A 13,975-nucleotide genomic window follows, 5' to 3' on the forward strand; every position below is an offset into this window, starting at 1 on the left:
AGCAGCACGTCGTGGGTCTGGTGCCACTGCTGGTAGGGCGCCCGGCCGGGCAGGTGGTGCTCGTCCAGGTTGAGATAGGGGTAGTAGCCGGCGCCTGCTTCAGATGGTCCTGGCCTTCTTCGGCACCACGCTGATCGTCTACGCGCTGATGTTCGCCGGCCAGGGCGACCCGATCCAGGCGCTCGCCGGTGAACGTCCGGTCACCGAGGCACAGCGGGCCTACCTCACCGAGAAGTACCACCTCGACGCGACCGGCGTCGGCGGCTTCTTCTACCGCTACGTCGACTACCTCTCCAACCTGCTCCGCGGCGACCTCGGCGAATCCCTCACCGGACGGTCGATCGGCGACATCCTCGCCACCGCCTGGCCGGTCACCATCAAACTGGCGCTGATCGCCATCGCGGTCGCCGTGATCTTCGGGGTCACCGCAGGCGTCCTCGCGGGCATCCGCCGGGCCGGCATCTTCGACAACGCCACCCTGCTGCTGACGCTGCTGGTGCTCGGCATCCCGACCATCGTGCTCGCGCCGCTCGCGCAGTACTTCCTGGGTGTCAGGTGGCAGGTCTTCCCGCCCACCGCCGGTGCCGACCCCGACTTCCGCTCCCTGCTGCTGCCCGGGATCGTGCTCGGCTCGCTCTCGCTGGCCACCGCGCTGCGGCTGACCCGTACCTCGGTGGCCGAGAACCTGCGCGCCGACTACGTGCGTACCGCCCGCTCCAAGGGCCTGCCGAACCGGCGGGTGGTCAGCGTGCACGTCCTGCGCAACTCGCTCATCCCGGTGATCACCTTCCTCGGCGTCGAGGTGGGCAACCTGATGAGCGGCGCGATCATCACCGAGGGCGTGTTCAACATCCCCGGCGTCGGCTTCAACCTGTTCCGTGGCATCCGCACCGAGGACGGCCCGCTGGTGGTGGGCATCGTCAGCGTGCTCGTCGTGGTCTACCTGGTCTCCAACCTGGTGGTGGACGTCCTGTACGCCGTCCTGGACCCGAGGATCCGCTATGAGTGAGCGCAGCGAACGAATCATCAGCTCAGCGGAAATGCCGAAACCGAGCGCAGCGAGGGGGCGGCATGAGTGAGCGCCAGCGAACGAATCATCGACGCAGCGGAAATGCCGAAACCGAGCGCAGCGAGGGGGCGGCATGAGTGAGCGCCAGCGAACGAATCATCAGCTCAGCGGAAATGCCGGCACCGAGCGCAGCGAGGGGGCGGCATGAGTGACTTCGAGACCGTTGCGGCGTCGGAGAACCAGGCCGCGCGACGCGGGCCGTCGGGTGAACCGGGCGCGCCCGACCAGGTCGGCCGGCCCCGCAAGCCGCGCAGCCTCGCCGGGGATGCCTGGCGCGACCTGCGCCGCAAGCCGATCTTCTGGATTAGCCTGGCGCTGGTGCTGCTGGTGGCCGCGATGGCCGCCGTGCCCGGGCTGTTTACCAGCAACGATCCGGGCGACTGCGTGTTGTCCCGGCAGCACGCCGCCCCGTCCGGCGGGGCTATCTTCGGATACGACTTCCAGGGCTGCGACACGTACGCCCGCGCGGTCTACGGCGCCCGGGCGTCCCTGCTGGTCGGCGCCCTCTCCGCGCTGATCACCGGGGTGATCGCGCTGGTCGTCGGGATGCTCGCCGGCTACTTCGGCGGTTGGGTCGACGCGGTGCTGAGCCGGGTGATCGACATCGTGCTCGGCATCCCGCTGCTGCTGGCCGCGATCGTGCTGCTCAAGCGGGTCGCCAGCGACAGCGCCACGGTACGCGTCGGTGCCGTCATCTTCGTGCTCGCGGTGCTCGGCTGGACCACCGCCGCCCGGGTGGTCCGTTCCTCGGTGATCACCGCGCGGGAGCAGGACTACGTCTCCGCCGCCCGGATGCTGGGCGCCGGCAACGGCCGGATCATGTGGCGGCACATCCTGCCGAACGCGCTCGCCCCGGCGATCGTGGTGCTGACCATCGCGCTCGGTTCGTTCATCGCCGCCGAGGCGACGCTCTCCTTCCTCGGCATCGGCCTGAAGGAGCCGACCATCTCCTGGGGCATCGACATCAACAACGGGCGGGTGCACATGCGCGAGTCGGCGACGCCGCTGGTCGTCCCGTCGACGTTCCTGGCCCTGACCGTGTTGGCGTTCATCATGCTCGGCGACGCCATCCGCGACGCGTTCGACCCGAAGCTGCGGTGACCGACATGACCACGACACCACCGACCCCGGCCACCCCCACCCCGCCCGGCGGTCACCTGCTCCAGGTACGGGACCTGCACATCGAGTTCCGTACCGGCGAGGGTGTGGCCAAGGTGATCAACGGGGTCGGCTACCACCTGGACCCGGGCGAGACGCTGGCGGTGCTGGGCGAGTCCGGCTCCGGCAAGTCCGTCACCGCACAGGCCGTGATGGGCATCCTGGACAGCCCACCGGCGCACGTCACCTCCGGGCAGATCCTCTATCAGGGGCGCGACCTGCTCGCCCTGCCCGAGGAGCAACGCCGGCAGGTCCGGGGCAAGGAGATCGCGATGATCTTCCAGGACGCCCTCTCCGCGTTGAACCCGGTCTTCCCGGTCGGCTGGCAGATCGGCGAGACACTGCGCCAACGGCTCGGCATGTCCCGCGCCGACGCCCGTCGCCGCGCGGTGGAGTTGATGGACCTGGTGCAGATCCCGGCCGCCGGTCGGCGTCTCGGCGACTACCCGCACCAGTTCTCCGGCGGCATGCGCCAACGCGTGATGATCGCGATGGCGCTGGCCATGGAACCCAAGGTGCTCATCGCCGACGAGCCGACCACCGCGCTCGACGTCACCGTGCAGGCACAGATCATGGACCTCCTCGCCGACCTGCGGCGGGACCTCGACATGGCGATGATCCTGATCACCCACGACCTGGGCGTGGTCGCCGACGTGGCGGACCGGATCGCCGTCATGTACGCGGGCCGCATCGTCGAGCACGCCGACGTACGTTCGCTGTACCGGGCACCCGCGCACCCGTACACCAAGGGACTGCTGGCGTCGATTCCGCGCCTGGACCAGCGCGGCGGGCCGCTCTCCACCATCCGGGGCCTGCCGCCGAACCTGATGCGCATCCCCAGCGGCTGCCCGTTCCATCCCCGATGCCCGTACGCGCAACAGGTCTGTGTCGACGAGGTACCGCACGACCTGGTCCTCGGCGACGGCCGGACCAGCGCGTGCCACTTCGCGCAGGAGGTACGTGATGACCGCGCCGGCTGAGCCCACCACGGTGACCGGCGAGACGATCCTCGACGTCGACCACGTGGTCAAGCACTTCCCGATCACGCAGGGGGTGTTGTTCCAGAAGAAGGTCGGCGCGGTGAAGGCCGTCGACGGGGTGAGCTTCCAGCTCCGCCGGGGCGAGACGCTGGGCATCGTCGGCGAGTCCGGCTGCGGCAAGTCCACCCTGGCCCGGCTGTTGATGCGGCTGGAACGCCCGACCGCCGGCCGGGCCACCCTGGCTGGGCAGGACCTCTTCGCCGCCTCCGGAGCCCGGTTGCGCCGGATCCGCCGGAACATGCAGATGGTCATGCAGGACCCGTACACCTCGCTGAACCCGCGAATGACCGTCGGCGACATCATCGGCGAGCCGTTCGAGATCCATCCCGAGGCCGCCCCGAAGGGCAGTCGCGAGCGGCGGGTGCAGGAGTTGCTCGACGTGGTCGGGCTGAACCCGGAACACGTCAACCGCTACCCGCACCAGTTCTCCGGTGGCCAGCGGCAGCGCATCGGCATCGCCCGGGCACTCGCGCTGCGTCCCGAGGTGATCGTCTGCGACGAGCCGGTCTCCGCGCTGGACGTCTCCATCCAGGCCCAGGTGATCAACCTGTTGGAGCAGCTCCAGGACGAGTTCGGGCTGTCGTACATCTTCATCGCGCACGACCTGTCCGTGGTGCGGCACATCTCGGACCGGATCGCGGTGATGTACCTGGGCCGGATCGTGGAGATCGGCACCGAGGACGAGATCTACCAGCGGGCCACCCATCCGTACACGCAGGCGCTGCTCTCGGCCGCGCCGGTGCCGGACCCGGACGCCCGGGAGCGCCGGACGGTGATCCGGTTGCGCGGTGACGTGCCGAGCCCGGCCGACCCGCCGAGCGGCTGCCACTTCCGGACCCGGTGCTGGAAGGCGCAGGAGATCTGCGCGGTCGAGGATCCGCAGGCGGTGCCGCGGGCCGCCGATCCGCACCCGTCCGCCTGTCACTTCGCCGAGCTGCGCCCATCGGTGTAAGGAAGGGTCCCCTGCTAACGCCTGGTGTATAGCAGGGGACCCTTCCTAACATCACAGCCGCAAGCGCGCACGGCGCCGCCGGTCGCGCGGCGGCGGGTCAGTGGAAGAAGTGCCGGGTGCCGGTCAGGTACATGGTGACGCCGGCCTGCTTGCAGGCGGCGATCACCTCCTCGTCCCGGATCGAGCCGCCCGGCTGCACGATCGCCCGGATCCCGGCGTCGATCAGGATCTGCGGGCCGTCGGCGAACGGGAAGAACGCGTCCGAGGCCGCCACCGCGCCCCGCGCCCGGTCCGCACCGGCCCGGCTGACCGCCAGCCGCGCCGAGTCGACCCGGTTGACCTGGCCCATCCCGACGCCGACCGTGGCGCCGTCCTGCGCCAGCAGGATCGCGTTGCTCTTCACCGCGCGCACCGCCCGCCAGGCGAAGGCCAGGTCGGCCAGGGTCGCCTCGTCGGCCGCCTCGCCGGTGGCCAGCCGCCAGGTCTCCGGGGCGTCGCCCTCGGCGTCGATCGCGTCGCGTTCCTGCACCAGCACACCGCCGGTGATCTGCCGCCACTCGGTCGGCAGCGGGCGGAACTCCGGTGCCCGCAGCAGCCGGATGTTCTTCTTGGCCTGGAGCACCTCGGCGGCCCCCGGCTCGTACCCGGGCGCCACCACGACCTCGGTGAAGATCTCGGCGATCTGCCCGGCCAGCTCGACCGAGACCGGCCGGTTAACCGCGATGACGCCACCGAAGGCGGAGACCGGGTCGCAGGCGTGCGCCTTGCGGTGCGCCTCGGCCACGTCCGCGCCGACCGCGATGCCGCACGGGTTGGCGTGCTTGATCACGGCCACCGCCGGCTGGTCGGCGAAATCGTTCGCGGCCCGCCAGGCGGCGTCGGCGTCGACGTAGTTGTTGTAGGACATCTCCTTGCCGTGCAACTGCTCGGCCTGGGCCAACCCGGGCGGGCTCGCCGGGTCCGCGTAGACCGCCGCGCCCTGGTGCGGGTTCTCGCCGTACCGCAGCACCGCCTGCCGCCGCAGCGCCAGCCCGGCGAACTCCGCTCCGCCGTCCTGCGCCGGGGCCAGGGACGTGGCGAACCAGCCGGCGACCGCCACGTCGTACTCGGCGATGTCGGCGAAGGCGCGGGCGGCCAGCGCCCGCCGCTGCGCCAGGGTGAAGCCACCGCCGTCGAGCGCGGCCAGCAGCAGCGGGTACGCGGCCGGGTCGGTCACCACGGCCACCGAGGCGTGGTTCTTGGCGGCGGCGCGCACCATCGCCGGACCACCGATGTCGATCTGCTCGACGCACTCGTCCTGGCTCGCGCCGGAGGCGACGGTCTGCTGGAACGGGTACAGGTTGGACACCAGCAGGTCGATCCCGGCGATGCCGTGCTCGTCGAGCTGGGCGACGTGGGTGTCCTTGCGCAGGTCGGCGAGGAGTCCACCGTGGATCTTCGGGTGCAGGGTCTTCACCCGGCCGTCGAGGATCTCCGGGAAGCCGGTCACCTGCTCCACGGCGGTCACCGGCACACCGGCACCGGCGATCGTCGACGCGGTGCTCCCGGTGGAGACGATCTCCACCCCGGCGGCGTGCAACGCCCGGGCCAGGTCGACCAGACCGCTCTTGTCGTAGACGCTGACCAGTGCCCGCCGGATCGGGCGGCGCCCGTCCTCGATGGAACTCACGGAACTGTGACCTTTCTCCCGGTGATCGTCCAACCCTCGCGGACCAGCCGGCCCACCTGCTCGACGAGTTGCTGCCGCTCGGCTTCCTTGATGCGTTCGGTGAGCGTGTCCACGTCGTCGTCCTCGTGCACCGGCACCGCCACCTGCGCCACGATCGGGCCGGTGTCCATCCCGGCGTCGACGAAGAAGAGCGTCGCCCCGGTGACCTTCACCCCGTAGGCGAGCGCGTCCCGGGGGCCGTGGATGCCGGGGAACGCCGGCAGGAGGGTGTTGTGGGTGTTCAGGTAGCGGTCGCCGAAGGCGGCGAGGAACCGCGTACCGACCAGCTTCAGGAACCCGGCGGAGACGACCAGGTCGGGCCGGTGCTCGGCGACCCGTTCGGTGAGCGCCGCGTCCCACTCCTCACGGGACGGGTGGTCCTTGACCCGCGCCACGAAGGTCGGCACCCCTGCGGCGGCGGCCCGGTCCAGCCCGGCGATGCCGTCGCGGTCCGCGCCCACCGCGACCACCCGGGCCCCGTACGCCGGGTCGGCGGTCGCGTCCAGCAGCGCCTGCAGGTTGCTGCCGGAGCCGGAGACGAGGACGACGATGCGGGCGGGCTCGGTCACCGGCACACCCTATCCGGCGGTGGATCGGTGCTGGTCCGGTGCCCACCCGGTGGGCCGCCGACCCTTCACCGACCACCGAAGTCGCACGGACCGGGTACGCTGCCGGTCGCTTGGGACCGGCGCGTGTCCGGCCCGCACACATCAGCGACACGTACGTGAGGAGCTCGTCACCATGCAGCCCGGATACCCCTCCCAGCCGCCCCAGCAGGTCGACAACAACATGACGATGTCGATCGTCGCCATCTTCCTCTTCTGGCCGCTGGCGATCCCCGCCATCATCAACGCCTCGAAGGTCAACCAGCTGCTCCAGCAGGGTGACTACGCCGGCGCCCAGGCCGCGTCCGCCGAGTCGAAGAAGTGGTCCAAGTGGGCCATCATCGTCGGTGTCGCGTGGCTCGCGATCGTGCTGCTCTGCTGCCTGGGCGGTGGCGTCCTCGGTTCGCTCAGCGGCTCGAACGTCTGAGTTACGGAACCACATGCAACCCGGTAACCCCGGTCAGGACCCGTACGGCCAGCAACAGCCGTACGGGGACCCGACAGCTCCACCTCCGCACAACCCGTACGCGCCGCCGCCGGCCAATCCCTACGCACCGCCGCCGGCCAACCCGTACGCCACACCTGAACCGCACACGCCTGCGGCCGACCCGTACCAGCAGGCCGACCCGTATCAGCAGGCCGACCCGTACGGTCAGCAGCCGCCCGCCTCGGGGCAGCCCTACGACCCGTACGGCCAGCAGCCGCCCACCTCCGGGCAGCCGTACGACCCGTACTCGGCCCCGCCCGCCGGAGCGCCGGCGTACGGTCAGCCGCCGACGTCGGGGCACCCCTACGGTGGCCAGCCCTACCATGACCCGTACGCCCCGCAGCCGTACGGCGGTGCGCCGATGTACCCGCACGCGGGCTTCGCTGGCTCGGGGGGACAGCAGAACACCCTCGGCCTGGTGTCGATGATCCTCGGCATCGCATCGATTCCGCTGGTCTGCTGCTATCTCGGCATCCCGCTGGGGTTGGCCGCGGCCATCACCGGTTGGATGGGCAAGCAGAAGGCCGATCAGGGCCTGGCGAGCAACTCCGGGCAGGCTCTCGCCGGCCTGATCTGTGGTGGCATCGGGCTTCTACTGGGCGTGCTCCAGATCGTAATGATCTTGATCAGCTTTGTGACCCGTGGCTAGAGACAACGACAAAGCTGGTCGAGGGGCGCTCCGCACTGCCAGAGCGCCCCTCGCCCGTTTCTGGCGTTCTCGCCGTGGTGACGGGCGGCCCAGCGGTCAGCTCGGGTGACGGGTGAGCCAGCGGGTGGCCGCCGCGCCGAGCACCGCCCCGCCACCCGTGATCAGCGTCGCGGCCAGCGCCACCTGCCAACCGACCGGGCCGACCTCGGCCAGCCGCCCGGCACCGAGCGGCCCGCCGGAGACCTCGGCGAGCACCCCGAGAAGCGCCCCGGCCACCGGGCCGACGAGCACGGCCGGCACCAGCAGCCGCCGCCAGCGCAGCGGTGCGCGGTCGGCCCCGGCGGACCGGATCAACCGGCGGGCCAGTAGCCAACCGGCGCCCATGCCCACCAGGACCGGCATCGCGAGAATCACGATCGAGCCGAGCCCGTCGACCGGCCCGCTCGGCAGTCCGGCGAACAACGGCAGCGCCGGTAGCGCGCCGACGGACACCTCGCTGGTGCGGACCGCCGTATCGGTGCCGACGGCGAAGCCGGGCCCGAGCAGGTAGCTGGTGGACCAGAGGGTGACGTTCGGCGCGTACGCCAGGCTGACCAGGGTGATGCCCGCCTGCCCGGCCACGCCGGTGCGATAGGCGCCGATCAGGTCGGCCGCGTCGCCCCCGCCGGTCGCCACGGCCAGTCCCGCCCCGGCCGCCCCCGCGCCGAGCAGCACCAGTGCGGCCACCAGGCCGGCCCGGGCCCCTTCGCGCACCGGCGTCGGCACCTGCCCGGCGAGCACGTCGGCCAGCTCGGTGGTCCGGGCCGCGCCGAGACCGGCGGCGAGTGTGCCGAGCACGGCGAGCGTCACTGCGGCCCGTGACCACGACACACCGGTGTCGCCGGTGCCCACGAGCAGCGCAGCGAGCAGCCCGATCAGGCCGTACCCGACTCCGACCGCCGCCGCGACGGCCAGCGTGCGTCCCGGCGACCGGCTGCCGCGCGCGCCGACCGCGCGGCTGGCGTGCACGCCGGCCCGGCTGAGCCGCCAGATCGCCAGCACGGTGACCGCGAGCGGGGCCAGGCCCAGGGGGCCGGCGGCGGTGTCCAGGGGTACGCCGTGCCCGAGCAGCCATCCGGCCGCCCCCGCGCGGATCGCGCCCAGCAGGGTGGCAGCACCCTCGCTGAGCTGGAACAACCAGAGCGCGAACGCCACCGGCAGCCAGGAGGTGAGCGCGGCCCCACCGGCGGCCACCAGCGCGGCGACCGCGAGGGGCGGGTGACGGCGACCGCCGGGCGTGCCCCGTTGCACCGGTACCCGGCGGGGCGGGCCGGCGCGACCGGGTGGCCGGGCGCCGACTCCGCGGGCGTCGGTGGCCCGGCGCGGCTGGTCAGGGGTGACGGAGGACATCGTCTCTACTCTGGCATGCCGGGGCCGCCCCGGCTGTCCGACACCACCCCGTCCGGAGGTGAGTTCGCCTGATCCGGCCTGCCGGCGGCAGGGGCCGGTCTAGCCTCGGCTCAGGGCCGTGACCGACGTCGCGGCAGCTAGTGTCCGAGAGGGAAGTGCCGTGAACGCTCCGTATCCACCGCCCCCGCCGCCACCGGCAGGCCGGGACCGCACCACTCTGTGGGGCGTGCTGGGCATCGTGACCGGGGTGCTCTGTTGCGGCATCCTCGGCATCGTCTTCGGCTGGTTGTCGATCCGCGACGCGCGCCGCTACCGGCAGTCCCCGGTGCTCGGCTACGTCTCGATCGGCCTGGGTGTGCTCAACATCGTGATCAGCCTGATCCTGTCCGCCACGGGCAACTACCCGTACTGGAACCGCTGAGGGGCCGACCTTCCGGTCGGCCCCTCGAAGACTGTCGTACCGGCTCAGCCGGCGGACATGATCTCCCGCATCAGCTTGGCGGTCTCGGTCGGGGTCTTGCCGACCTTGACGCCGACCGCCTCCAGCGCGGCCTTCTTCGCGTCGGCGGTACCCGCCGAACCCGAGATGATCGCACCGGCGTGGCCCATGGTCTTGCCGGGCGGGGCGGTGAAGCCGGCGATGTAGCCGACCACCGGCTTGGTGACGTTGGCCTTGATGTACTCGGCCGCCCGCTCCTCGGCGTCGCCGCCGATTTCACCGATCATCACGATGGCGTCGGTGTCCGGGTCGGCCTCGAACGCGGCCAGCGCGTCGATGTGCGTGGTGCCGATGATCGGGTCACCACCGATGCCGACGCAGGTCGAGAAACCGATGTCACGCAGCTCGTACATCATCTGGTAGGTCAGCGTGCCGCTCTTGCTGACCAGGCCGATCCGGCCGCTGCCGGTGATGTCGGCCGGAATGATGCCGGCGTTGGAGGCGCCCGGCGAGGCGATGCCGGGGCAGTTCGGCCCGACGATCCGGGTCCGCTCGCCCTTGCCCGTGTTGTACGCCCAGAAGGCGGCGGTGTCGTGCACCGGCACACCCTCGGTGATCACCACGGCCAGCGGGATCTCGGCGTCGATCGCCTCGATGACCGCGCCCTTGGTGAACTGCGGGGGCACGAAGATGACGGTGACGTCGGCGCCGGTGTCCTTCATCGCGTCCGCGACGCTGGCGAAGACCGGCAGCTCGGTGCCGTCGAAGTCGACGGTGGTGCCCGCCTTGCGCGGGTTCACACCGCCGACGACGTTGGTGCCGGCCGCGAGCATCCGCCGGGTGTGCTTGGAACCCTCGGAACCGGTCATCCCCTGGACGATGACCTTCGAGTCCTTGGTCAGCCAGATAGCCATTGTCAGACCCCCGCAGCCGCCAGCTCGGCGGCCCGCTCGGCCGCGCCGTCCATGGTGTCGACCCGCTGCACCAGCGGGTTGTTCGCGCTGTCGAGGATCGCCCGACCAGCTTCGGCGTTGTTGCCGTCGAGCCGCACGACGAGCGGCTTGGTGACCTGCTCCCCGCGCTGCTCCAGCAGGGCCAGCGCCTGGATGATGCCGTTGGCGACCTCGTCGCAGGCGGTGATGCCACCGAAGACGTTGACGAAGACGCTGCGGACCGCCGGGTCGGAGAGCACGATCTCCAGGCCGTTGGCCATCACCGCGGCGCTCGCACCGCCGCCGATGTCGAGGAAGTTGGCCGGCTTGACGTTGCCGTGCCGCTCACCGGCGTACGCGACCACGTCGAGCGTGGACATGACCAGACCCGCGCCGTTGCCGATGATGCCGACCTCGCCGTCGAGCTTGACGTAGTTGAGGTCCTTCTCCTTGGCGGCCTGCTCCAGCGGGTCCACGGTCGCCTGGTCGACCAGGGCCTCGTGGTCCGGGTGCCGGAAGCCGGCGTTCTCGTCCAGCGAGATCTTGGCGTCCAGCAGCAGCAGCGTGCCGTCACCGGTCTTGGCCAACGGGTTGACCTCGACCAGGGTGGCGTCCTCGGCGACGAACGCCTTCCACAGCCCCACCGCGACGTCGACGACCTGGTCGGCGACCTCGGCCGGGAAGCCGGCGGCGGAGACGATCTCCCGGGCCTTGGCCTCGTCGACACCCTTGACGGCGTCGATCGGGGCCTTGACGACCTTGTCCGGGGTGTCGGCGGCGACCTGCTCGATGTCCATGCCGCCAGCGACGCTGGCGATGCAGAGGAAGGTGCGGTTCGCCCGGTCCAGCAGGTACGAGAAGTAGTACTCCTCGGCCACGTCCGCGGTCACCGTGATCATGACCTTGTGGACCGTGTGACCCTTGATGTCCATGCCGAGGATGTCGGTGGCGCGGGCCACCGTCTCCTCCGCGCCCTCGGCGAGCTTGACGCCGCCGGCCTTGCCTCGCCCGCCGACCTTCACCTGCGCCTTGACGACCACTCGGCCGCCGAGGCGATCGGCGATCGCGCGGGCCTCCTCCGGGGTAGTGGCAACGCCGCCGGCGAGCACGGGCAGACCGTGCCGCTCGAACAGGTCCCGCCCCTGGTATTCGTACAGGTCCACGATTGCGCGTCCCGTCCCGTCTCCGCGGCGCACCGTCGCGCCGCCACCAGCGTATGGAAAGTAAACAGTGCGGTGCCTGACATCAGTCGAAGTTGACGCAGACCGCTGAACCTCGCGCGGCCCGAACCGCACGGCACTCGCGCACCGCGCCCGCCCCGTGGATCCTGCGGACCGTGGGCAGAGGTGGTGCGGGGTTCATTGGGCGCAGCCTAACGATGTCGGCACGGGCGGCAACCGAGCGGGTGCGGGGTGTGCGGTAATCCACAGCCACCACCGACGCTGCGTCACCGGCGTGCACCGCGCCGCAGCGGCCGCTCCGGTGTCACCCGTTCGAGCGATCTCGACGGGCCGGGCAGGGAACCCGGTGCCGGTCCGTAACCCGGTCGGCAGGGCCTCGTTGAGTCAGATGTCGGAGCGCTGAACGGCGCGAGGACGCAAGCGGCCGATGCCCTGTCGGTCGAGGGGTGGCGGCGGGGCATCGTGCATAGAGGGGCCGGACGTGTGAGGGGTGCGTCCGGCCCCTCCCCTTGCGCGCTTTTCCGCGTCGATTCCCGTGCGCGCCCGATCGGGTCCGCGCGTGTCGGGTTCAGCTCACCGGTTGGGCGACGTTGCTGCGGACCCACTCCACGATGGACTGGGTGGTCGCGCCCGGAGTGAAGATCTTGGCCACGCCGAGCTGCTCCAGCTCCGGGATGTCGGCGTCCGGGATGATGCCCCCGCCGAAGACCACGATGTCCCGGGCGTCGCGCTCGCCCAGCAGTTCGAGCACCCGGCGGAACAGCGTCATGTGCGCGCCGGAGAGCACGGAGAGGCCGACGGCGTCGGCGTCCTCCTGGATCGCGGTCTCCACGATCTGCTCCGGCGTCTGGTGCAGGCCGGTGTAGATGACCTCCATGCCGGCGTCCCGGAGAGCGCGGGCCACCACCTTGGCCCCACGGTCGTGGCCGTCCAGGCCCGGCTTGGCGACGACGACCCGAACACGAGAGCTCATCTGCGCATCCCTTTCACCGGCTCCGGGGCTTTCACCTGAACGAACGGTAACCCGCGACCCCGAACTCGGGGAACCGGGGCCGGGACCCGAGGGCGGACCCGCCGCCACGACGACCTCACACAGAGGCATGACCAACCCGGTCCGGGTCAAGGAGGACGACTCCGCCGATCGGTCACGGTGTGCGACGAACGGACGATAACGAGGGCAGCCCTCCAGTGCCGCGAGCCATGACATTAATGGACGGAAAGGGACAGAAAGGTCCAACGAGTTCGGCGCTCCGGCTTGTGGGGCGACTGACGGTTGGCTACCGTGTCCACGGTTGTCATCAGGTTTGCGGACGGGTGACGACGCGACCAGCCGGCGGACGGATCACTGATCCGGACGGCGGCCGAACGCTTCGGAACCCCGACAACGGAGGGTGTGCGTGCGCCAGCGCCTGTCGTCTGAGCCCGATCGATATCGCGGTCGCCGCCGCGTACCCACCCCCCCGCGTAGCCGCTACGCCGCAGTCGTCACCACCGCCTTCGTCGGTGCCGGTGTGGTGGCACTGGGCGCCGGCGCACTGCCGGACGCCAAGAGCGTCGAACAGTCTGTTCTCGACGAGCTGAAGCAGGCAGCGGTCAGCAGCCAGGGTGCCGCCGAGCGCGCCGACGCCGCCGAGCGGTCCTCCCGGGACAGCCGGAGCGCTCCGGAGACCGTCGAGGACTCCGGCGTCTGGCTGCTGCCACTGCAGGGCTACGACTTCAACTCCCCCTACGGCATGCGGTGGGGCAAGCTGCACACCGGCATCGACCTGGTCGCGCCGGAGGGCACCCCGTACGTCTCGATCCACGAGGGCACCGTCACCAAGGCCGGCTGGTTCGGCGGGTACGGCAACGCCGTGATCGTGCAGCACCCCGACGGCAGCGAGGCGATCTACGGCCACTCCTCGGCCGTCAGCGTCCGCGAGGGCCAGCAGGTCAAGGCCGGCGACCAGCTCGGTCTGGTCGGCAACACCGGACACTCCTACGGGGTCCACCTGCACCTGGAGATCCATGTCAAGGGCAAGCCGCTCGACCCGGTGCCCTGGCTCCAGGAGCGCGGAGTGGACATCAAGCTGCAAGTCGAGGCAATTTACAGCGAGGTAGCGGAGTCCTGACACCCCGTTGCACCCGTTAACCGCCCGGATCGATCGATCCGGGCGGTTTTCTGTGTGTGCCCGAATCGGAAAGTGTCCCAGGACACAGTCCCCATTGTGGCCGAGCGCACACCACGCCCGACCCCGCGACCCGGTCACCCGACGACAACCGGGGACAGAACCGGGCAGCGGCCCCGCCGCCATCGTTGCCCCGTCGAACCCCCGGTACCCGACACGCACCCGGCCGACACCAGGATTTCCAGGTCACGTACCCCT

General features: G+C 71.0%; 14 protein-coding genes. 8 read left to right on the top strand and 6 right to left on the bottom strand.

Going from position 1 to position 13,975, the window contains the following annotated elements:
- Nucleotides 1-103: 103 nt before the first annotated feature.
- The 4 genes from ACIBO1_RS04750 to ACIBO1_RS04765 all read left to right on the top strand — a co-directional run bounded on the left by ACIBO1_RS04750 (nucleotide 104) and on the right by ACIBO1_RS04765 (nucleotide 4,219).
- Entirely contained in the window at nucleotides 104-1,009 is a 906-nt protein-coding gene (locus tag ACIBO1_RS04750) for an ABC transporter permease (protein ID WP_396741540.1), read from the top strand.
- 204 nt (nucleotides 1,010-1,213) lie between these two features.
- Nucleotides 1,214-2,170: an ABC transporter permease gene (locus tag ACIBO1_RS04755; protein ID WP_396741542.1), complete on the top strand. Its 957-nt coding sequence runs from the start codon at nucleotides 1,214-1,216 to the stop codon at nucleotides 2,168-2,170.
- A gap of 5 nt (nucleotides 2,171-2,175) precedes the next feature.
- Nucleotides 2,176-3,207: an ABC transporter ATP-binding protein gene (locus tag ACIBO1_RS04760; protein ID WP_396741544.1), complete on the top strand. Its 1,032-nt coding sequence runs from the start codon at nucleotides 2,176-2,178 to the stop codon at nucleotides 3,205-3,207.
- Complete coding sequence (locus tag ACIBO1_RS04765) at nucleotides 3,191-4,219, top strand: ABC transporter ATP-binding protein (RefSeq protein ID WP_396741546.1); 1,029 nt, start codon at nucleotides 3,191-3,193, stop codon at nucleotides 4,217-4,219. The genes ACIBO1_RS04760 and ACIBO1_RS04765 overlap by 17 nt, the downstream gene beginning before the upstream one ends.
- A gap of 97 nt (nucleotides 4,220-4,316) precedes the next feature.
- Here ACIBO1_RS04765 and purH read toward each other — a convergent pair whose 3' ends face one another.
- Together purH and purN are read right to left on the bottom strand one after the other, a co-directional pair.
- Nucleotides 4,317-5,888: a bifunctional phosphoribosylaminoimidazolecarboxamide formyltransferase/IMP cyclohydrolase gene (purH, locus tag ACIBO1_RS04770; protein ID WP_396741548.1), complete on the bottom strand. Its 1,572-nt coding sequence runs from the start codon at nucleotides 5,886-5,888 to the stop codon at nucleotides 4,317-4,319.
- A complete protein-coding gene (gene purN / locus ACIBO1_RS04775; protein ID WP_350692723.1) occupies nucleotides 5,885-6,496 on the bottom strand; it encodes a phosphoribosylglycinamide formyltransferase in 612 nt (203 codons plus the stop codon). The genes purH and purN overlap by 4 nt, the downstream gene beginning before the upstream one ends.
- 172 nt (nucleotides 6,497-6,668) lie before the next feature.
- Between purN and ACIBO1_RS04780 the strand changes: the two genes are divergently transcribed.
- Together ACIBO1_RS04780 and ACIBO1_RS04785 are read left to right on the top strand one after the other, a co-directional pair.
- Nucleotides 6,669-6,959, top strand: a complete 291-nt coding sequence (locus ACIBO1_RS04780) for a CD225/dispanin family protein (protein WP_396690415.1) — start codon at nucleotides 6,669-6,671, stop codon at nucleotides 6,957-6,959.
- Nucleotides 6,960-6,972: 13 nt separating this feature from the next.
- Nucleotides 6,973-7,668 carry a DUF4190 domain-containing protein gene (locus tag ACIBO1_RS04785; RefSeq protein WP_396741551.1) on the top strand — a complete coding sequence of 232 codons (696 nt, stop codon included), beginning with the start codon at nucleotides 6,973-6,975 and terminating at the stop codon, nucleotides 7,666-7,668.
- 96 nt (nucleotides 7,669-7,764) lie between these two features.
- Here ACIBO1_RS04785 and ACIBO1_RS04790 read toward each other — a convergent pair whose 3' ends face one another.
- Nucleotides 7,765-9,057 carry a DUF6350 family protein gene (locus ACIBO1_RS04790; RefSeq protein ID WP_396741553.1) on the bottom strand — a complete coding sequence of 431 codons (1,293 nt, stop codon included), beginning with the start codon at nucleotides 9,055-9,057 and terminating at the stop codon, nucleotides 7,765-7,767.
- Nucleotides 9,058-9,217: 160 nt separating this feature from the next.
- On the opposite strand from ACIBO1_RS04790, the gene ACIBO1_RS04795 reads away from it, so the two are divergent.
- Nucleotides 9,218-9,478, top strand: a complete 261-nt coding sequence (locus ACIBO1_RS04795; protein WP_350692730.1) for a DUF4190 domain-containing protein — start codon at nucleotides 9,218-9,220, stop codon at nucleotides 9,476-9,478.
- Between the two features lie 44 nt (nucleotides 9,479-9,522).
- On the opposite strand, the gene sucD is transcribed toward ACIBO1_RS04795, so the two are convergent.
- From sucD to ACIBO1_RS04810, 3 genes are all read right to left on the bottom strand, one after another.
- Entirely contained in the window at nucleotides 9,523-10,410 is an 888-nt protein-coding gene (sucD, locus tag ACIBO1_RS04800) for a succinate--CoA ligase subunit alpha (protein WP_176095199.1), read from the bottom strand.
- A gap of 2 nt (nucleotides 10,411-10,412) precedes the next feature.
- Nucleotides 10,413-11,591 carry an ADP-forming succinate--CoA ligase subunit beta gene (sucC, locus tag ACIBO1_RS04805; protein WP_350692732.1) on the bottom strand — a complete coding sequence of 393 codons (1,179 nt, stop codon included), beginning with the start codon at nucleotides 11,589-11,591 and terminating at the stop codon, nucleotides 10,413-10,415.
- Nucleotides 11,592-12,177: 586 nt separating this feature from the next.
- The gene (locus ACIBO1_RS04810) at nucleotides 12,178-12,582 is read right to left on the bottom strand and encodes a cobalamin B12-binding domain-containing protein (RefSeq protein WP_350692734.1); all 405 of its coding nucleotides are present in this window, start codon (nucleotides 12,580-12,582) and stop codon (nucleotides 12,178-12,180) included.
- Between the two features lie 424 nt (nucleotides 12,583-13,006).
- On the opposite strand from ACIBO1_RS04810, the gene ACIBO1_RS04815 reads away from it, so the two are divergent.
- Nucleotides 13,007-13,720 carry a M23 family metallopeptidase gene (locus ACIBO1_RS04815; RefSeq protein WP_350692736.1) on the top strand — a complete coding sequence of 238 codons (714 nt, stop codon included), beginning with the start codon at nucleotides 13,007-13,009 and terminating at the stop codon, nucleotides 13,718-13,720.
- The last annotated feature ends 255 nt before the right edge of the window (nucleotides 13,721-13,975 follow it).

It is taken from the genome of Micromonospora sp. NPDC049903 (genome assembly GCF_044460945.1).
Taxonomy (GTDB): Bacteria; Actinomycetota; Actinomycetes; order Mycobacteriales; family Micromonosporaceae; genus Micromonospora.